The sequence below is a fragment of the Streptomyces sp. NPDC026092 genome, from assembly GCF_040638605.1.
GTDB lineage: Bacteria > Actinomycetota > Actinomycetes > Streptomycetales > Streptomycetaceae > Streptomyces.
The window spans coordinates 1-18,395 of the sequence record NZ_JBEZYN010000024.1 but is presented as its reverse complement, the minus strand read 5'-3'; the positions used below and the strand labels follow the sequence as shown (position 1 = coordinate 18,395).

The 18,395-nt window shown below is 70.5% G+C and carries 23 protein-coding genes, 1 tRNA gene and 1 pseudogene; 20 read left to right on the top strand and 5 right to left on the bottom strand.

All coding sequences use genetic code 11. The annotated features are described in order from the left end of the window. Nucleotides 1–13 precede the first annotated feature (13 nt). From AB0F56_RS30525 to AB0F56_RS30505, 5 genes are all read left to right on the top strand, one after another. On the top strand, nt 14–592 hold the full coding sequence (locus tag AB0F56_RS30525) for an alpha/beta hydrolase (RefSeq protein ID WP_362015422.1): 579 nt from the start codon (nt 14–16) through the stop codon (nt 590–592). Nucleotides 593–602: 10 nt separating this feature from the next. Further along, a complete protein-coding gene (pip, locus tag AB0F56_RS30520) occupies nt 603–1,553 on the top strand; it encodes a prolyl aminopeptidase (protein WP_362015420.1) in 951 nt (316 codons plus the stop codon). Nucleotides 1,554–1,626: 73 nt separating this feature from the next. Then, a complete protein-coding gene (locus tag AB0F56_RS30515) occupies nt 1,627–2,772 on the top strand; it encodes a hypothetical protein (protein ID WP_362015418.1) in 1,146 nt (381 codons plus the stop codon). 69 nt (nt 2,773–2,841) lie between these two features. Further along, on the top strand, nt 2,842–3,453 hold the full coding sequence (locus AB0F56_RS30510) for an HhH-GPD-type base excision DNA repair protein (RefSeq protein ID WP_362015416.1): 612 nt from the start codon (nt 2,842–2,844) through the stop codon (nt 3,451–3,453). A 115-nt stretch (nt 3,454–3,568) separates the two neighbouring features. Beyond that, on the top strand, nt 3,569–5,131 hold the full coding sequence (locus AB0F56_RS30505; protein ID WP_362015413.1) for a M28 family metallopeptidase: 1,563 nt from the start codon (nt 3,569–3,571) through the stop codon (nt 5,129–5,131). A 68-nt stretch (nt 5,132–5,199) separates the two neighbouring features. Here AB0F56_RS30505 and AB0F56_RS30500 read toward each other — a convergent pair whose 3' ends face one another. Further along, nucleotides 5,200–6,768: a helicase HerA-like domain-containing protein gene (locus AB0F56_RS30500; RefSeq protein ID WP_362015411.1), complete on the bottom strand. Its 1,569-nt coding sequence runs from the start codon at nt 6,766–6,768 to the stop codon at nt 5,200–5,202. Nucleotides 6,769–6,866: 98 nt separating this feature from the next. On the opposite strand from AB0F56_RS30500, the gene AB0F56_RS30495 reads away from it, so the two are divergent. Together AB0F56_RS30495 and AB0F56_RS30490 are read left to right on the top strand one after the other, a co-directional pair. Then, a complete protein-coding gene (locus tag AB0F56_RS30495) occupies nt 6,867–7,163 on the top strand; it encodes a type II toxin-antitoxin system VapB family antitoxin (RefSeq protein WP_009067182.1) in 297 nt (98 codons plus the stop codon). Between the two features lie 164 nt (nt 7,164–7,327). Further along, the gene (locus AB0F56_RS30490) at nt 7,328–7,966 is read left to right on the top strand and encodes a LytR C-terminal domain-containing protein (RefSeq protein WP_362015408.1); all 639 of its coding nucleotides are present in this window, start codon (nt 7,328–7,330) and stop codon (nt 7,964–7,966) included. Nucleotides 7,967–7,979: 13 nt separating this feature from the next. Here AB0F56_RS30490 and upp read toward each other — a convergent pair whose 3' ends face one another. Beyond that, nucleotides 7,980–8,615 (bottom strand): uracil phosphoribosyltransferase, encoded by a 636-nt coding sequence (upp, locus tag AB0F56_RS30485; RefSeq protein ID WP_361435637.1) that lies wholly within the window; start codon nt 8,613–8,615, stop codon nt 7,980–7,982. Nucleotides 8,616–8,699: 84 nt separating this feature from the next. Here upp and AB0F56_RS30480 point away from each other — a divergent pair, with 84 nt between their 5' ends. The 9 genes from AB0F56_RS30480 to AB0F56_RS30440 all read left to right on the top strand — a co-directional run bounded on the left by AB0F56_RS30480 (nt 8,700) and on the right by AB0F56_RS30440 (nt 14,551). Further along, on the top strand, nt 8,700–8,897 hold the full coding sequence (locus AB0F56_RS30480) for a hypothetical protein (RefSeq protein ID WP_362015405.1): 198 nt from the start codon (nt 8,700–8,702) through the stop codon (nt 8,895–8,897). Nucleotides 8,898–9,126: 229 nt separating this feature from the next. Then, a complete protein-coding gene (locus AB0F56_RS30475; RefSeq protein ID WP_362015402.1) occupies nt 9,127–9,657 on the top strand; it encodes a hypothetical protein in 531 nt (176 codons plus the stop codon). Between the two features lie 98 nt (nt 9,658–9,755). After that, a complete protein-coding gene (gene tadA / locus AB0F56_RS30470; protein WP_362015615.1) occupies nt 9,756–10,184 on the top strand; it encodes a tRNA adenosine(34) deaminase TadA in 429 nt (142 codons plus the stop codon). 92 nt (nt 10,185–10,276) lie between these two features. Further along, nucleotides 10,277–10,361 (top strand) — tRNA-Ser (locus tag AB0F56_RS30465). 454 nt (nt 10,362–10,815) lie between these two features. After that, nucleotides 10,816–10,980, top strand: coding sequence for a hypothetical protein (locus AB0F56_RS30460; protein ID WP_355110869.1), 165 nt, complete (start codon nt 10,816–10,818; stop codon nt 10,978–10,980). Nucleotides 10,981–11,003: 23 nt separating this feature from the next. Then, complete coding sequence (locus tag AB0F56_RS30455; RefSeq protein ID WP_362015400.1) at nt 11,004–11,297, top strand: Dabb family protein; 294 nt, start codon at nt 11,004–11,006, stop codon at nt 11,295–11,297. Between the two features lie 206 nt (nt 11,298–11,503). Next, nucleotides 11,504–12,493, top strand: coding sequence for a SigB/SigF/SigG family RNA polymerase sigma factor (locus tag AB0F56_RS30450; protein WP_362015397.1), 990 nt, complete (start codon nt 11,504–11,506; stop codon nt 12,491–12,493). Between the two features lie 235 nt (nt 12,494–12,728). Further along, entirely contained in the window at nt 12,729–13,739 is a 1,011-nt protein-coding gene (locus AB0F56_RS30445; protein ID WP_362015394.1) for an RNA polymerase sigma factor SigF, read from the top strand. Nucleotides 13,740–13,804: 65 nt separating this feature from the next. Next, nucleotides 13,805–14,551 carry a hypothetical protein gene (locus tag AB0F56_RS30440; protein ID WP_362015391.1) on the top strand — a complete coding sequence of 249 codons (747 nt, stop codon included), beginning with the start codon at nt 13,805–13,807 and terminating at the stop codon, nt 14,549–14,551. Here AB0F56_RS30440 and AB0F56_RS30435 read toward each other — a convergent pair. Further along, the gene (locus AB0F56_RS30435; protein ID WP_362015388.1) at nt 14,532–14,921 is read right to left on the bottom strand and encodes a hypothetical protein; all 390 of its coding nucleotides are present in this window, start codon (nt 14,919–14,921) and stop codon (nt 14,532–14,534) included. The genes AB0F56_RS30440 and AB0F56_RS30435 overlap by 20 nt on opposite strands. Before the next feature lie 125 nt (nt 14,922–15,046). On the opposite strand from AB0F56_RS30435, the gene AB0F56_RS30430 reads away from it, so the two are divergent. The 3 genes and pseudogenes from AB0F56_RS30430 to AB0F56_RS30420 all read left to right on the top strand — a co-directional run bounded on the left by AB0F56_RS30430 (nt 15,047) and on the right by AB0F56_RS30420 (nt 16,465). Further along, entirely contained in the window at nt 15,047–15,997 is a 951-nt protein-coding gene (locus AB0F56_RS30430; protein WP_362015386.1) for a helix-turn-helix transcriptional regulator, read from the top strand. Then, nucleotides 15,966–16,070 (top strand): annotated as a pseudogene (locus AB0F56_RS30425) (DUF397 domain-containing protein); the annotation flags it as partial. The gene AB0F56_RS30430 and the pseudogene AB0F56_RS30425, both read left to right, overlap by 32 nt. Continuing rightward, nucleotides 16,043–16,465, top strand: coding sequence for a hypothetical protein (locus AB0F56_RS30420; RefSeq protein ID WP_362015383.1), 423 nt, complete (start codon nt 16,043–16,045; stop codon nt 16,463–16,465). The pseudogene AB0F56_RS30425 and the gene AB0F56_RS30420, both read left to right, overlap by 28 nt. Nucleotides 16,466–16,474: 9 nt before the next feature. Here the strand turns inward: AB0F56_RS30420 and AB0F56_RS30415 are convergent, their stop codons facing one another. Continuing rightward, nucleotides 16,475–16,813: a DoxX family protein gene (locus AB0F56_RS30415; protein WP_362015380.1), complete on the bottom strand. Its 339-nt coding sequence runs from the start codon at nt 16,811–16,813 to the stop codon at nt 16,475–16,477. Nucleotides 16,814–17,090: 277 nt separating this feature from the next. Between AB0F56_RS30415 and AB0F56_RS30410 the strand changes: the two genes are divergently transcribed. Then, entirely contained in the window at nt 17,091–17,672 is a 582-nt protein-coding gene (locus tag AB0F56_RS30410; RefSeq protein ID WP_362015377.1) for a hypothetical protein, read from the top strand. Between the two features lie 137 nt (nt 17,673–17,809). Here the strand turns inward: AB0F56_RS30410 and AB0F56_RS30405 are convergent, their stop codons facing one another. After that, nucleotides 17,810–18,154: a hypothetical protein gene (locus AB0F56_RS30405; RefSeq protein ID WP_362015375.1), complete on the bottom strand. Its 345-nt coding sequence runs from the start codon at nt 18,152–18,154 to the stop codon at nt 17,810–17,812. Nucleotides 18,155–18,395 lie beyond the last annotated feature (241 nt).

The window sequence follows — 18,395 nt, the reverse complement described above, 5'->3', positions numbered from 1 at the left end:
GCACCATCGCCCCATGGCGACCTTCCTTCTCCTCCACGGCTTCCAGAACCACCGTCTCCCGGGCCACTGGCACCACTGGCTCGCGGGGCGGCTCGCCGAGCGCGGGCACGAGGTGCGGTACCCGCAGCTGCCGGAGCCGGACGCGCCGGTCCTGGCGGAGTGGCTGGACGCCCTACGGGAGAACCTGCACCGCCCGGGCGACGGCGGCGAGTTCGTCGTCGTCGCCCACAGCCTGTCCGTGGTCCTCTGGTTGCGGGCCGCCGCCCTCGACCCGGAGGGGCTCGACGTCGACCGGGTCCTGCTCGTCGCCCCGCCGTCGCCCGCCGTGACGGCGTCGATCCCGGAGATCGCCGCCTTCGCGGAGGGGCTCGACCTCGGCTCCGTACGGCTCAAGGCGCCGGCCCGGCTCGTCTACGCGGCCGCGGACCCGTACTGCCCCGAGGGCGCGGACGTCCCCTACGGCATCCCGCTCGGCCTCGACATGGACGTCGTCCCGGGCGGCGCGCACCTGACTCCGGACTCGGGGTACGGGGAGTGGCCCTCGCTCCTCCAGTGGTGCGAGACCCCGAGGACGAGGCTCGTGCCCCGGTAGGGTCGGCCGGATGTTCCCGGAGACCGAAGCACACGAAGAGGGCCTGCTCGACGTCGGTGACGGCAACCGCGTCCACTACTCGGTCGGGGGCAACCCGGCCGGGAAGCCCGCCCTGTACGTCCACGGCGGCCCCGGCACCGGGGCCCGCCCGAGCGCCCGGCGCGTCTTCGACCCGGAGAAGTACCGGACCGTCCTCTTCGACCAGCGCGGCTGCGGCCGCTCGTTCCCGCACGCGAGCGACCCGGCCGCCGACATGTCCGTGAACACCACCGCGCACCTCGTCGCGGACATGGAGCGGCTGCGCGAGCACCTCGGCATCGACCGCTGGCTCCTGTACGGCGGCTCCTGGGGCTCCGCCCTGATCCTGGCGTACGCCGAGGCCCACCCCGAGCGCGTCTCGGAGATCGTGATCGTCTCCGTCACGACGACCCGCCGCTCGGAGATCGCCTGGCTCTACGAGGGCGCCGGGGCGTTCTTCCCCGAGGCGCACGAGCGGTTCCGCGCCGGGGCCGGCGGGGCGGCGACCGACGGGGCGGCCGAACTCGTCCCCGCGTACGCCCGCCTCATGGAGGACCCGGACCGTTCCGTACGGGAGAAGGCGGCGGCGGACTGGTGCGCCTGGGAGGACGCGGTGCTCTCCATGGAGGGCATGGGCACCCCGTACACCGACCGGGTCGACGACGCCCGGCTCGCCTTCGTCCGGATCTGCGCCCACTACTTCGCCCACGGCGCCTGGCTGGAGGAGGGCGCCCTGATCCGCGACGCGCACCGCCTCGCGGGCATCCCGGGCGTCCTGATCCACGGCCGCCGGGACATGGGCGGACCGCTGACCACGGCCTGGGAACTGGCCCGCGCCTGGCCGGACGCGGATCTGCACGTGGTCGAACGTGCCGGCCACCTCGGCGGCGAGGAGACCCGCGCCCTCATCCTCTCCGCCCTGGCGCGCTTCGCGGAGAAGTGACCCGTCACCCACCCGGGGGAACAGCTCCCGGCCCCCTCCTGGCCGCCCCCGCCTCCTCCTAGAGTGGCGAGCCATGAGGTGGCTCCGCAGGGCAGCAGCAGTCGAGAACGCCGTCGTCGCCGGGCAGATGCGCAGCTTCTTCAAGGGGCTGTCGGCCGAGACCAGGAAGAATCCCCGGCTGGTGGCCCAGGCGTACGGCGAGCACCTCTTCCACCGGCGGCGGCGCACGCTCGTGGACGAGAAGCGCTTCGCGGCCTCCCGTTTCCACGTCGGCATCGGCGTCGGCGCCGACGACTTCGCCCACCTGACCAAGCGGGCCGTCCTCGTCACGGACACGCTCCTGCTCTCCCACAACGGGGCGGGCCGCAGCCACCACGTGAGGCAGCTCTCGAACCGGGGCTCGTACATTCCCCGGACCGAGGAGGAGGACCGCATGGGCATCCTGCCCAGCGGGCACAGCACGACGGAAGACCTGCGCATGCTCTGCCCGGACCTGGACCGCCTGGGCAGCTGGCTGCTGCAGACCGAGCCGCTGCTGCGCGCGGGATGCGCCTGGTACCTGCCCACGTACTCGGTCTCCCGGCTCACCACGAGCCACGGGTACGGGGGTGAGCCGATCGACCCCGTCTACGAGTCGCACGACGGCCCGGTCACCCACTCGGACATCCCCGGCCTCCTCGACTTCGCGGCCACCGGACGCAGGGTCGTCGCCCAGAGCCACACCCCCGCGGCGGTCAGCCGGCTGGTGATCCCGGTCATCGAGGAACTGGAGCTGCCGTTCATCGACGGCATCTCCTTGGAGACCTTCAGCGAGATCACCGTCGGCGAGTTCGACTCCTACCGGGCCAATCGCGGCTGGCTGCGCATGGAGCTGGCCAACCTCGACGGCGCGCTCGACGCCGAACAGCGCGCGGTGGAGGTGATGAAGATCGGCCTCCGGATGGCGGACGGAGTCCGGGGCATGCAGGCCCAGATGAACCAGGTCCGCCGCAAGCGGGCCGTGTCCGTGACCGGCGCGGTCGTCGGTACGGTCACCGCCAGCCTCGTCGCCGTCTACGGCCCCGCCCTCCAGTCGGCGCTCACCGCCGTCGTCGGCGGGGCGGCCGGCGGGCTGTGGGGCGCGTTCCAGGCGGGGGCCGACAACAGCCCGCGGACGCTCCGCGAGAACTCCTGGTACTACGTCTGGACGCTCTCCCGCGCCGCCGACCGAAACCCGTGACCGCACGCGACGGCGACCGTACGGCTCACCGGTCGTGCGGCGCCCGGTCCTCGGCGAGATCATCGGGGCATGACCACCGAGATCCACCTCGCCCAGCAGCCCGAGGCCGACGAACTCCTCGGCCGTTCCCCGCTCGCCGCGCTCGTCGGGATGCTGCTCGACCAGCAGGTCCCCATGGAGTGGGCGTTCTCCGGGCCGTACACGATCGCGCAGCGGCTCGGCGCGGACGATCTCGACGCCGGGCAGATCGCCGCGTACGACCCCGAGGCCTTCGGCGCGCTGCTCTCCGAGAAGCCCGCCGTGCACCGCTACCCGGGGTCGATGGCCAAGCGGATCCAGCAGCTGTGCCAGTTCCTCGTCGACGAGTACGGCGGTGACGCCGAGGCCGTCTGGGCGGACGCGAAGAGCGGCAAGGAGCTGCTCGCCCGGCTGAAGGCGCTGCCCGGTTTCGGGGTGCAGAAGGCACAGATCTTCCTGGCGCTGCTCGGCAAGCAGTACGGCGTACGGCCCACGGGCTGGCGCGAGGCGGCGGGGGCGTACGGCGACCAGGGCTCGTACCGTTCGGCGGCCGACATCACGGGGCCCGAGTCGCTGGCGAAGGTACGGGCCTTCAAGCAGGAGGCCAAGCGCGCGGCGAAGGCGGCCAAAGCGGCGAATGATCCCAAATCATCGGGGAATTGATCGTTCCGGATGTCAATCCTGCTAAATCAGACATGAATTGTGCCGAACCTGTTCACAGAAGGCGTCGGAGATCGCTAACTTCCCTTCAACCTCGTTCGCACCGGGAAGGACCTCTGTGAACGCATCCTCTCGCAGAGCCGCGGCCACCCTGGCCGCAGCCGCACTCGCCACCCCGCTCCTGCTGGCCGCCGCTTCCCCCGCCACCGCCAAGCACGACCCCGCGGCCAAGCCCGCACGGGACGCAGCGAAGCTGGCCAAGGAGCTCGTCCGCGAGACCTCCGCACAGGGCGCCTACAAGCACCTGCAGAAGTTCCAGGCCATAGCCGACTCGGCCGGCGGTCACCGCGCGGCCGGCTCGCTCGGGCACGACGCCTCGGCGGCGTACGTCTACCAGCAGCTGAAGAAGGCCGGCTACAACGTCTCGTACCAGAAGTTCACGTTCCTCTACACGCAGACGCTGGCCGAGAAGGCCTCCGTGATCTCCCCGGCGCCGCGTGACGTCACCATCTCGGCCATGACGTACACGAAGTCGACGCCGGTCGGCGGCATCAAGGCCGACCTCGTGGCCGCCCCCGTCGACGCGGACGGCACGAACGGCTGCGAGCCGGGCGACTTCGCGTCCGGTGCCTTCACCGGCAAGCTCGCGCTGATCAAGCGCGGCGGCTGCACCTTCGCCGCCAAGCAGGAGAACGCGGCCGCGGCCGGCGCCGTGGGCGCGATCATCTACAACAACACCGAAGGCGCGCTCTCCGGCACCCTCGGCGACCCGGCCGCCGGCAAGATCCCGACCGGCGGCATCACCCAGGCCGAGGGCGAGAAGCTCGTCGCCGACCTGGCGAAGGGCCCGGTGAACCTCTCCTTCGAGATCCGCCAGCTCCAGGAGAACCGCACCACCAACAACGTCATCGCGGAGACCAAGGGCGGCAACGCCGCCAACACCGTGATGCTCGGCGCACACCTCGACTCGGTGACCGCCGGACCCGGCATCAACGACAACGGCTCCGGCTCCGCCGGCCTCCTCCAGGCCGCCCTGGAGCTCGCCGAGTCGAAGGACAAGGTCCGCAACAAGGTCCGCTTCGCCTGGTGGTCGGCGGAGGAGAACGGGCTGCTCGGCTCCGAGCACTACGTCGCGAACATGAGCGAGCTGGACAAGAAGGAAGTCAAGCTCTACCTCAACTTCGACATGATCGCCTCGCCGAACTACGGCCTGTTCGTCTACGACGGCGACAACTCCGACGGCGTCGGCGCGGGCGCGGGCCCGGAGGGCTCCGCCCAACTGGAGCGGGACATCACCGACTTCATGGACAAGCGCGGCCTCCCGCACGAGGGCACCGACTTCACGGGCCGCTCGGACTACGGCCCGTTCATCGAGATCGGCATCCCCTCCGGCGGCACGTTCACCGGCGCCGAGGGCGTCAAGACGGCCGCGCAGGCGGCGAAGTTCGGCGGTACGGCCGGAGTCGCGTACGACGTGAACTACCACGCGGCCGGTGACAACCTGTCGAACATCAACATGAAGGCCTTCGACGCCAACATCGACGTCATCGCCAACGCCGTGGGCACCTACGCCCACGACATCAGCTCCCTCAAGCGCCCGGTCACCACGGTCCCGACGGAGGGCGACGCCGGCAGCGGCGGCGGCCTCCACGACGGCCACGACCACGAGGTGACGGAGTAGCACGTACGGCCATAAGGGCCCGGTCCCCTCACGGGGGCCGGGCCTTCGGGCTTCCGCAACCGGTACGCCTACCGCTTCCGGCGCGCGGTCCCGAAGATCGACCGGCTGATCTCCCGCCCCAGCTGCGTCCCGATCGACCGCGCCAGCGACTTGAAGATCCCGCTCCCCACCACCTGCTCCGCGAGCGACGCGTCCTCCTTCTTCCTCGAAGGGGCAGGCGTCGCCTTCTCCGCCTTGGCCGCCTCCGCCTCCTCCGCGGCCCGTACCGCTTCCGCCTCCGCCGCCCGCTGCTCCGCCGTCAGCTTCTCGTACGCCGACTCCCTGTCGACCGCCTCCGCGTACCGCCCCCAGAGCAGCGACCCCTTGACCGCCGCCTCGAGCGCGGCCGCGTCGATCGGCCCCATCAGGGACTCCGGCGCCCGCAGCCGCGTGGCCGCGACCGGCGTCGGCGCACCGGTCTCACTGAGCACGGTGATCACGGCCTCGCCCGTCCCAAGGCCGGTCAGGACCTCCTCCAGGTCGTAGGGGGAGTTCGGGAACGTCCGTACCGTCGCCTTCAGCGCCTTCGCGTCGTCCGGGGTGAACGCCCGCAGCGCGTGCTGCACCCGGTTGCCGAGCTGCGCGAGCACGTCCCCCGGCACGTCCTTCGGGGTCTGCGTCACGAAGAAGACCCCGACGCCCTTGGAGCGGATGAGCCGTACCGTCTGCGTGATCGACTCCAGGAACGCCTTCGACGCCCCCTTGAAGAGCAGATGCGCCTCGTCGAAGAAGAAGACGAGCTTGGGCTTGTCCAGGTCGCCGACCTCCGGCAGGTCGCCGTACAGGTCGGCCAGCATCCACATCAGGAACGTCGAGAAGAGCTGCGGCTTGTCCTGCACGGCCGGCAGTTCCAGTACGGAGACCGTCCCGCGCCCGTCCGCGGCGGTCCGCAGGAACTCAGCTGTGTCGAACTCCGGCTCCCCGAAGAACCCCCCGGCGCCCGCCTGCTCGAACGCGGTGATCGCCCGCAGGATCACGCCGGCCGTCACGGTCGAGAGACCGCCGATCCCCTTCAGCTCGGGCTTGCCCACGTCCGACACGAGGAAGGCGACCACCGCCCGCAGGTCCTTCAGGTCCACCAGCTCCAGACCCTTCTGGTCCGCGTAGTGGAAGATCAGCCCGAGCGACTGCTCCTGCGTCTGGTTGAGCTGGAGCACCTTCGACAGCAGGACGGGCCCGAAACTGGTCACCGTGGCCCGTACGGGGATCCCCGGACCGACCCCGCCGAGCCCGTAGAACTCGCACGGGAAGCCGGTCGCCACCCACTCCTGCCCCACCTGGCCCGCGCGTTCCCGGACCTTCTCGCCGTCGGCGCCCGGCGCCGAGATCCCCGAGACGTCGCCCTTGATGTCGGCGAGGAAGACCGGCACCCCGTTCGCGGACAGCTGCTCGGCGATGAGCTGGAGCGTCTTCGTCTTGCCGGTGCCGGTCGCGCCGGCGACCAGACCGTGCCGGTTGAGCATCGGCAGCGGGATGCGGATACGCGCGTCCGGGTGACATTCCCCGTCCCACAGCAGCGCGCCCAGTTCCAGCGCGGGTCCCGAGAAGGCGTACCCCGCCGCGATCTCGCCGGTCGGAGACTGCTCGCTGACGCTCATGACAGGACCTCTAGTTCCCGAATTGTCACGGATTGCCCCAGCATCCCACCGGCTCCGCGTGGCTGCGCCGGGAGCCGCTCGCCCGGTAGGCTTTCCGTGTGATCTTCAAGCGCATCGGAAACGGCCGGCCGTACCCCGACCACGGCCGGGAAAGCACCCGGCAGTGGGCGGACGTCGCCCCGCGCCCGGTCCGCCTCGATCAGCTGGTCACCACCAAGGGCCAGCTGGACCTGGAGACGCTGCTCGCCGAGGACTCGACCTTCTACGGCGACCTCTTCGCGCACGTCGTGAAGTGGCGGGGCGACCTCTACCTCGAGGACGGGCTGCACCGCGCCGTGCGCGCGGCGCTCCAGCAGCGACAGGTGCTGCACGCCCGCGTCCTGGAGATGGACTGACGCCAAGGGCGTCCCTCCAGCGGACGCCATGGGGTCCCTACAGCGGACGCCATGGGCTCCCCGCAGCGCCCGGCTGATCCAATCGGGGGCTCGACCCGCCCATCCGGACGCGATCACATGATCTTCCGGTATCCAACCCTGGGCACCGGCATTACGCTGCGTCCATGAGCATGCTCACTCCCCCAGGAATGGGCGGAAAGTACCGCATCACGGGGGACAAGTACCCGCGCATGCGCCGCCCCCGCCACCGGCGCAGGATCGTCCTGGCGGCCGGAGCCGCAGTGGTCGTGCTCGGCGCCGCCGGGTGGGGAACGCTGCAGCTCGTCGACGTGTTCTCGGGCGGCAGTGCGGACGAGACCAGGACGACCGCCGGCCGAGCCGCCGACTGCAAGCCGGCTGTCCCGAAGGCGACGGGCACGCCCGTGGCCGCCTTCCCCAAGCCCGCGCAGATCACCGTGAACGTCTACAACGCGACCCCGCGCAGCGGCCTCGCGAAGTCGACCGCCGACGAGCTGAAGAAACGCGGCTTCGTCATCGGCAAGGTCGGCAACGCCCCGGCCGCGTACGACAAGAAGGTCCCCGGCGCCGGGATACTGCTCGGCGGCCCGGGCGCGGCCAAGGGCGCGTTCCCCGTCCTCGGCACCCAACTCAAGGGCGCCACGACGAAGACGGACCCCCGCGCGACGGCGGACGTGGACCTGATCATCGGCACGGCCTTCAAGTCCCTGGACCCGAAAGCAACGGCGGACGCGGCCCTGATGGCTCTGAACAAGCCCAAGCCCGCGCCCGCCGCGAAGTGCTGAGTACCCGCCGACCCTAGTCGGCGGTTCCGTACATGCGGTCGCCCGCGTCGCCGAGGCCCGGGACGATGTAGCCGTGCTCGTTGAGGCGCTCGTCGACCGAGGCCGTCACGACGGTCACCGGCGTGCCCGCCAGCTCGCGCTCCATGATCTCGACGCCCTCCGGGGCGGCGAGCAGCACGACGGCGGTGACGTCGTCGGCGCCGCGCTTGATCAGCTCGCGGATCGCCGCGACGAGCGTGCCGCCGGTCGCCAGCATCGGGTCGAGGACGTACACCTGGCGGCCCGAGAGGTCCTCCGGCATCCGCGTCGCGTAGGTCGACGCCTCCAGCGTCTCCTCGTTGCGGATCATGCCGAGGAAGCCGACCTCGGCGGTCGGGAGGAGCCGGACCATCCCGTCGAGCATGCCGAGACCGGCGCGGAGGATCGGGACCACCAGCGGCCGCGGGTACGACAGCTTCACACCGGTCGTCGGCGTGACGGGGGTCTCGATGTCGACCTGCTCCGTGCGCACGTCCCTGGTGGCCTCGTAGGCGAGCAGGGTGACCAGCTCGTCGGCGAGCCGGCGGAAGGTCGGGGAGTCCGTGCGCTTGTCGCGCAGCGTGGTGAGCTTGTGGGCGACCAGCGGGTGATCGACGACGTGGAGACGCATGACTCCAACAGTAGCCCGCACTGGCATCAACCCACGCCGTGGAGGGAAGGTGGGGGCAAGGACCCAGTCGTGGGGTGGTGGCCCATGCCAGATCCGGAAGACCCGGCGAACGCACGGAGCGGTGAGACGCCGCCCGAGACGGACGCGGAGCGCCGCAGGCGCCGCGCCCAGTTCCTGCGCGAGCTGCACGAGGCGAAGGCGCTGCGCGACCGCGTGCAGCCCCGGCGCGCGCGGGCGGCCCGGATGCGTCAGCAGATGCGGATGAGGACCTTCCGCTGGTGACGGCAAGGGCGCCCGGCATCACGCGCGCGCCGCCCGTGCGCCGGGGCCGTGCGCCGGGAAAGTGCGCCGGGTTCGCACGCCCACCGTCGGCGTGTCGTTCAGACTGATGCACGACGCAAGAGCCGAAGACCTCTCCTGAAGCCGCTGTTTCTGCCACGATGCCGATTGGGCGGGGCACTCAGGAGCGCACCGCCGGATCGTCAATCCTCTGATCAGTGGGAGAGTCACGGTGTACTTCGCCGCACTGCTCGCGCGCACCGAAGACGGGTGGAAAGCGAGCGACACAGAGCTCGACGATGTGGAGACCCTGTCCGATCTGGTCGACATGGCCCGCGAGGCCTCGGTCGACGACGACACGGTGATCGTCTTCATCGAGCAGGAGGACGCCTGGTTCGGCGTGCTCAGGATCGAGGGCGAGGACGACCCTCGCATCTACGTCTCGGACGGGGCGGCCGCCGCCCGCTCCTCGTACGGGGAGATCCTGACCAAGGAGATCCTCGGGGACGACCTGGACGACGCCGACACCCTGGACGACCTGAACCTCGACGGTACGGAAGACGGCGAGCCGCTCGACCGCGACGACGAGGACGAGGAGGCCGGTGCGTCCGCCGACGCCGTACCCGCCGAGCCGGTCGGCGACCGGCTGCTCCTCGCGGACCTCGGCATGTCCGAGAGCCAGCTCCAGGAGCTCGACAGCGACGCGCTCGGCGAGATCGCGGACGCGCTGGGCGCCTCGGACGTGCTGGAGACCGTCCGCTAGTGACCGAAGCAGTACCCGACCCGGTACCCGCCCCCGACCCCGTACCCACCCCGACCCCCGCCCCCGCCGATCCCGTACGGGATCGCTGGCGGGAGCCCATGCGGCGCGCGCTCGCCGAGGCCGACCGGGCCGCGCTGGCCGGTGACGTACCGGTCGGCGCGGTCGTGCTGTCCCCGGACGGCACGGTCCTCGCCGTCGGCCACAACGAGCGCGAGGCGACGGGCGACCCGACCGCCCACGCCGAGGTCCTGGCCCTGCGCCGGGCCGCGGCGGCGACCGGCGAGTGGCGGCTGACCGGCTGCACGCTCGTCGTGACCCTGGAGCCCTGCGTGATGTGCGCCGGCGCACTCGTGCAGTCCAGGGTCGACCGGCTGGTGTTCGGCGCGCTCGACGAGAAGGCGGGCGCGACCGGTTCACTCTGGGACCTGGTCCGGGACCGCCGTCTCAACCACCGTCCCGAGGTGATCCAGGGCGTCCTCGCCGAGGAGTGCTCCGCCCAGCTCACGACCTTCTTCCGAACCCGCTGACAGCGCTGCCGACAGGACTGCCGAACGGACCGCTGACCTGCGGATCGATACGGATTTCATCGCAGCGGCATGTTTGGGCTAAGCTCTCTCTCGGTAGCGTGTCCGAGCGGCCGAAGGAGCTCGCCTCGAAAGCGAGTGTGGCGCAAGTCACCGAGGGTTCAAATCCCTCCGCTACCGCTTCGATCGAAGGGCCCGGTGCATCGCACCGGGCCCTTCGGCGTATCCGCCCACCCTGCGCTCCATGCGCTGCCGCAGCACGCCGCCGTACGACAGAAGGCCCCGACCACGTGTGTGCGCGTGGTCGGGGCCTTCTTCGTCGGACGGGGGGAGCGGCATCGGGGGGACAAGCCGCTCCCCCCGATGAGAACCGGTCCTGCAAGTCCAGCGCCGCAGTCAGGGGGGAAGCTCGCGGCGCGGACCCCGCAGTGAGGGCCGGTTCCTCGGCCCGTCGGATTCCTGCCAGATCCTCCGGGCTCGACATCCATACTGCTCCGCCGTCACCCTTCCGGGGGGCGGCAAAAGGCCCCGATTCCCGGGCCCTTGGTCCATAAAGGCGCGGTGAAGTGGCTGAAGTGGCTCCGTTAGACTCACGCCTCCACGCAGGGGTCGCAGACAGGGGAGGGCGCGGCAGATGGCGCAAGCGAAGAAGGTCGCGCTGTACGCGGTGGTGGTCTTCGTGCTCTACACGATCATCAATTCCCCGGACAGGGCCGCCGATCTCGTCCAGGTAGGGTTCGAGGGCATATCGTCCGCCGCACAGGGCGTCGGCGAGTTCATGACCGAACTCGTCAACTAGAACCACCGACGAGGAGTCCTGCTGTGATCCGCCATCTGGTCCTGTTCAAGCTCAACGAGGGCATCGCGAAGGACGACCCGCGCGCCCTGGCCGCCGCCGAGGCGTTCGACGGGCTGGAGAAGGAGATCCCGGAGCTGGCGTTCTGGGAGTGCGGCTGGAACATCAGCGGGCGCCCGATCGCGTACGACTTCGCCATCAACTCGGCCGTCGAGGACCCCGATGCGCTCCAGCGCTACCTGGAGCACCCCGCCCACCAGGCGGGCGTCGCCCTGTGGCGTGAGATCGCCACGTGGGTGATCGCGGACTACACGTACTAGAGCGCGCGCCTCGGTCCGCTCCGGCCCGGTTCCCGGAAGGCCCCCCGCCGTCACGGCGGGGGGCCTTCCGGCTGTTGGCATCTGCCGCGACGCCGTCAACACGTGGTTATACGGTGCTTGCACACAGTGGACATGTCTTGTGATGCTATGACCGCTTTTGACGGATGAGTTGACCGTAGTTGACCAGCAAAAGGGGTGGCGTGAACGTGCCGGCCAGTACAGCGCCTCAGGTCCCGCCCCAGAACGAGGCCGGCGGCCCGGACACCGCGCGCCCCCGGCCAGAGAACCAGCGGCCGGAGAACCAGCGGCCAGAATCCCAGCGGCCGGCGAACCAAGGGCCAGAGAGCCGGCAGCCGGAGACCCAGCAGCCACAGAGCCCCAAGCCCCACCAACCCCAACCCCACCGCCCCCAGAGCACCCGCCCCCCGAGCACCCGCGGCGCCGACACCCGCGCCCTGACCCAGGTGCTCTTCGGGCAGCTCAAGGAGCTTGAGCCGGGCACCCCCGAACACGACCGCGTACGCGGGGCGCTGATCGAGGCCAACCTCCCGCTCGTCCGGTACGCGGCCGCCCGCTTCCGCTCCCGCAACGAGCCGATGGAGGACGTCGTCCAGGTCGGCACCATCGGGCTCATCAACGCCATCGACCGCTTCGACCCGGACCGCGGCGTGCAGTTCCCGACCTTCGCGATGCCCACCGTCGTCGGCGAGATCAAGCGGTACTTCCGCGACAACGTCCGCACCGTGCACGTACCGCGCCGGCTCCACGAACTCTGGGTCCAGGTCAACGGCGCCACCGAGGACCTCACCACCGCCCACGGCCGCTCCCCCACCACCGCGGAGATCGCCGAGCGCCTGAAGATCGGCGAGGACGAGGTGCTGGCCTGCATCGAGGCCGGCCGCTCGTACCACGCCACCTCCCTGGAGGCGGCCCAGGAGGGCGACGGACTGCCCGGCCTCCTCGACCGGCTCGGCTACGAGGACCCGGCCCTCGCCGGCGTCGAACACCGCGACCTCGTACGGCATCTGCTCGTCCAGCTGCCCGAGCGCGAGCAGCGCATCCTGATGCTGCGCTACTACAGCAACCTGACGCAGTCCCAGATCAGTCAGGAACTCGGCGTCTCACAGATGCATGTGTCAAGGCTCCTCGCCCGGAGCTTCGCCCGTTTGAGATCCGCAAACAGGATCGAAGCGTAGCTGGAACGGGTAGACCGGTTCGGAGCAGTTCTACGGCACCCCAAATGCCGTACACCCCTTGTTTCCTGCGGATATTCACCCACGCCATGTCGACAAGTCACTACAGCGTGTTGCCGACATGTGACATTCTGCTGGAACCGCGTTTGCCGCAGCCCCGCCTCCGGTATTCAGGTGGAGGCTGCGTTCCTCCGATGGTCGTGGCCGCCGCGACCGTCCGCGACCTCAAGGGGGTGGCATGTCCGCAGAACAGGGCAGCTCGAAGGTGCTCACGCTCACGCCCGCGGCGACGCCGGAGACGATGTCCGAGTCGATGCCCGACTCGATGCCCGGCTCGGTGGCCGTCTCGGTGGCCGTCTCGATGCCCGGCTCGATGGCCATCTCGATGCCCGACTCGATGGCGGTCTCGATGCCCGTCCAGCCGTCGGCGGAGACCGTCGAGGCCCCCGCGCCGATCGTCGTCACGCCGGAAGCCATCGACACCCGCACGCTCTCCCGCTCCCTCTTCCTCCGGCTGCGCGCCCTCGACGACGACGGCGCGGCGGCGGACAGCCCCGAGCGGACGTACGTCCGCGACACCCTGATCGAGCTCAACCTCCCCCTCGTCCGGTACGCGGCGGCCCGCTTCCGCTCCCGCAACGAGCCGATGGAGGACATCGTCCAGGTCGGCACCATCGGCCTGATCAAGGCGATCGACCGCTTCGACTGCGAACGCGGCGTGGAGTTCCCGACGTTCGCGATGCCGACCGTCGTCGGCGAGATCAAGCGCTTCTTCCGCGACACCTCCTGGTCGGTCCGCGTTCCGCGCCGGCTCCAGGAGCTGCGCCTCGCCCTCACCAAGGCCAGCGACGAGCTCGCCCAGAAGCTCGACCGCTCCCCGACCGTCCCCGAACTCGCCGCCGTCCTGGGCGTGTCCGAGGAGGACGTCGTCGACGGCCTCGCGGTCGGCAACGCGTACACCGCCTCCTCGCTCGACTCCCCGTCCCCGGAGGACGACGGCGGCGAGGGCTCCCTCGCGGACCGCCTCGGCTACGAGGACACGGCCCTGGAGGGCGTCGAGTACCGCGAGTCCCTGAAGCCCCTCCTCGCCAAACTCCCGCCCCGCGAACGGCAGATCATCATGCTGCGGTTCTTCGCCAACATGACCCAGTCGCAGATCGGCGAGGAGGTCGGCATCTCCCAGATGCACGTCTCACGCCTCCTGACACGGACGCTGGCGCAGCTCCGCCAGGGCCTGATCGCCGACTGACCCCTGCCCGGGGCGAATTCGCCCACCCCATTCCCAACTGACACTTAGTCAGCAAGACTGCCGCCATGCGGCGACAGAGGTCACTCCTGACAGTGGTCGCGCTCTGCCTGGGCGGAGCGCTGACCGCGTGCGGCAGCGGCAGCGACGACGAGGGCTACGCGGCCGTCGGCGCGGGCTCCTCACCCAAGGGCCCGATCGCCCCCTCGGGATCGGTCACCCTGATCCCCCTCGACGGCAGCCCGTCCCCGTCCCCCTCCACGAGCGGGACGACATCGAGCACGACGTCCCCGTCACCCCGGACCCCGGGCACGACACCGGCACCTGGCGGCACGGCTCCGGGAAACGCGCGTACGGGTACGGAATCGGACTCGGGTACGGCGACGGGCCCGGCCCCAGGAACCACCTCCGCCCCCGGCCACCCCACACGCCCGCCGAACACGGCGACCGCCCCACCCCCGGGCACGACCACCTCACCCCCACCGACCACCCCCGCCCCGCCGGCGACGCCTGCCACCCTGACGCTCTCGGCACCGGTACTCACGGACGCCGACAAGCGCTGGTGCGAGCAGGTCACGATGACCTTCCGCAACACCGGCGGCACGGCGGCCACTTCGGGAACGGTCACCTTCGCGACGCACATCATCGGCGCCCTGGGCGTCGACTGGGCGACCATCGAGTCGGCCCAGCCCCTGCCGGCACCGATCGCCCCCGGAACGGCGCGGACCCACACGTACACGGTCTGCGTGGACTCCTGGCGCGTCCCGCTCGGCATGCGCGTCGACACCCAGAAGGTCACGGCGACGTGGAAGTGACCGGCGGGTGACACTCGCTCCGGTGCCTCCGGAGCAACACGTTGGCGTCGGTCTCGCCGCTCCAGTCGTACCGTCCGCGCGCCTCCGCCCTGCGCGCCGCCAGCACCCCGCACTCCGCGCACCCGGGCTCGGGCGCGGGCGGCCGGCTCATCTCGTACTCCACGCCCGCCCGCTCGTTGGCGGCCCGCACCCCCGCGCTGAGCCGCTCGGCGGGCGTGGCGGGCCGTACACGCGCCGGATCGGCCTGCCACTCCCGCCCGCCCCCGACGGGCCGCAGCATGGCGTACGGCCCCGCCTCGCCCCGGTACTCCCCGACCCTGCGCGCCTCGGGGTCGTAGACGAACCCACCGCACTCGCTCTGCCCTGCCATGCCTCAGCTCCTCAGGCCCTCACCCGATCGGGCGACTACTCTGCGTGCTCTCAGCGTTGCTCAATGGAAGAAGCGGCCACAACGCTCGACGCGTGCCAAGGGCCACTGTCACAAGGGGGTTGGGTGTGACCCAGCGAAACGCGAGGGCGGCGGGCACGGAGGCCGCGACGACGGCGGAGGTCTTCGGCGAGCTGCTGCGCCACTACCGCGAGGCAGCAGGCCTCACCCAGGACGCCCTGGCCCGCCTCGTCCACTGCGACCGCTCCCAGGTGGCCCGCGTGGAGGCGGCCAAGCGGGTCCCGACGGACACCTTCGGGAGAGCGTGCGACGAGGCGCTGGGGACGGGTGGGGTGCTGGTGCGGTTGTGGGGCCGGATCGACTGGTATCCCCAGGTGGAGCATCCGGACTGGTTCGAGCGCCGGGCGGAGATGGATGCGGAGGCGTTGATCCTGCACGAGTACCAGGTGGGCGTGGTGCCGGGCCTGTTGCAGACGCCGGAGTACGCACGCGCCCTGTTCTCCCGGGCGACGAGTGGGGCGGAACTGGAGGAGAGGGTTCGCGCCAGGTTGAGCCGCCAGCAGCGCTTCCTGTCAGGGGACGGACCGCTCTACACGGTCGTCCTGGACGAGAGCTGCCTGCACACCGTCATCGGGGGCCCGAGCATCATGCGCGCCCAGTGCGCCCACCTGCTGGAGGTGAGCGAACTCCCCAACGTCTTCGTGCAGATCGCACCTTCGCAAGACCACGGCCTGCACCGTCCGAACACGTCGTTGTCGCTGATCAGGCTGCCCGACGGGCACGGGTGGGTCTACTCGGAGTCGCTCGACAGCGGGCATTTCAGCGACGATCCGTCCGTCTTGTTACGGCACACCCAGACCTATGATGGGCTGAGGGCGGATGCACTGTCGGCCCGCCAAACCGCCGCGCTGATAAGCGACTTGATCGAAGGGTACGGGCGTCATGGAGAGGCACGATCTGCAGCCCGCGACGTGGATCAAAAGCAGCTACAGCGGGGACAACGGCGGCAACTGCCTCGAAGTCGCCCCCGGATTCCCCGGCCTCGTCCCCGTGCGTGACAGCAAGGCGCCCGAGGGGCCCGCGCTCGTCTTCGGGAGCCGGGCGTGGGGCTCGTTCGTGAGGGCGCTGTGAGCGGGATGCTGCCCAAGGGCACCAAGGTGCTGTCCATCGGGCTGCACCCCCGGTCGCTCGACTACCGCACGATGCCCGAGGGCGTCACCAAGGAGTCGCTCACCGCGCGCATCGAGGCGGCGAACTCCGCCCTCCAGAAGGCCGGGTTCGACATCGTCACGTGCCTGGTCGACCCCGACCCCGAGACGGCCGGGGCGGCGGTCGCGGAGGCGCTCGGCGGTCACGAGATCGGGCTGGCGATGATCGGCGGGGGTGTACGGATGATTCCCGAGAACACCCTTGTGTTCGAGCGGGTGGTGAACGTCCTCCTGGAGCACGCGCCCGGCATCCGGCTCAGCTTCAACTCCTCGCCGGAGACCACGATCGACGCGCTGCGTCGCTGGATCGAGCCGTAACGCAGCGCCTCAGGCGAGGAACAGCGCGGCGACCGCCGGGGCCGCGTACATGAGGGGCCAGGCGACGTGCGGGTACTGGCGGGCGCGGATGACGGTGATGACGGCGCCGGTGAAGTAGAGGATCACGCCGATGCCGGCCGCGAGGCCGATCGCGGGGACCCAGAGGCCGACGACGAGGCCCGCGGCGCCGGCGGCCTTGGCGAGCCCGAGCCAGGGCCACCAGGTGGTGGGGACGCCGTACTCGGTGAGGGGCTGGGTGACCCACGGGGCCTTGATGAAGACCGAGAGCGCCGAGAAGCCGACCATGAACGCGGCGACGGCGGTGACGACGATGTGGGTGGTGGTCATGGCGGGCTCCTGGGTCGGTCGGTCGGTCGGTCATGCGCGAGCGCTTCTCGCTCGCACACCCCACTGACGGAGCGCACCGCACATGTGTGACGGGCTATTTCGGAAATTGTCCTGGCCCACCCTCGTGGGCTTCTGGCGTGGCCGCCCTCTTCTCCGAGTGTGGCGGATGGAGGCGGCGCCTCAAGGGCGCTCCTCCGTCGCGTCGGTGCAGGGGCTGGGCGCCGGGCCGACTTCGCTCGCACTGATCGATGTCAGATGCGCGCGATAGCTTCCCCGCATGGGTCTGTACCTGGTGAGCGTTGGCGCGGAGGAATGGTTCGGCGACGAGGAGGACGGGTGGGGCGAGGTCGCTTCAGCCCTCAACGCTGAACTCAGGCGGCGGGGCCTGCCGCCCTACGAGGACGTACCCCCGGAGACGGACTTCGCGCGGGGTTCAGGGCAAGCGTTCGAGGAGAAGCTGGCCCCCTCCATGACCGGGTTGGTCGCCTTGTGCGAGACGCACCTGTCACGAGAGGAATCGGAGACCCTCCTTGGCTGGACCGTACTCGTACCCTTCTCGCTCGACGAGGTGATCTGGTCGCCCATCGAATCCAGCGACTTCGACTCCATGGTCGCCGGCGCCCCTCAGGTACTAGCGCTGGCCGAGAGGCTGGCGACAGCCATCGATCTGCCACTCGAAACCCCGGCAACATGCGACAACCTCGGCCTGAGCACGTGGTTCGGGCACCAAGCAAAGGAACTGGCCACTACTCGGCCTGGACCGTGGAGCGAGGACCTGGACGCGGCCTTCTACGTCGCACTCTTCCTGCGCGCCGCCCAGCACTCGATCCGACGTGGCTGCCCCATGGTCTACAGCTGAGACCCACGTTCCGTCCCGACCATGCGCGGATCACGGAATCAGAAGCCGGCGGGGGCAGGGAGGGGCGAGGGGTTGGTCTCGCCGCTGTAGAAGCGTCGCACGGGGGCCGACGCCCCGTGAGCTGGTGCGTCGGGTTCTCACATGGGTGGGGTCGGCTTTCGTTTGGGTGGGTCTTCGATCGGATCGGGTTCCCAGTACCAATCTTCCCCTCGGTGGACGGCGCGGCCGGGAACGGGGTTGGGTCCGCCATCGCGGCCGGCGTGCCAGTGGATGAGGGCGATCACCGCGCCGATGAAGAGGACCATGCCGAGGCCGGTCCACGCTGTCGGGTCGCCTTCCGCGAGCCGTGGCCCGCCTGTGGTCCAGAGGAAGCGTCCGAGCCGCCAGGCCGCCACCACCAGCACATACGCGAGCCCGAGTCCGAAGGGCAGGAAGACCAGCCCGAGGGCCAGACAGCCTTTGTCCACACTCCCGCGCCTCATCGCAGCCCCCTAGCTCCCCCCGCCCGCTGCCGGCTGTCGCCGGGGCGGGACATACCCGCCCCGGGCAGCCCCGACACCGGGCACCGCCACCGCTTACATCGAGGCCGACGCGACCAGGCCGGGGGGTCTTCACCTGCTGGCCCTTGAGGTCGAGTAAGTGAGCGTAACCATGTATGAGTGGGTGTCGTTGTCAGAGTGTGAATCTGACGGAATGGGCGAAGACGCAGGGCGTGCATCCGCA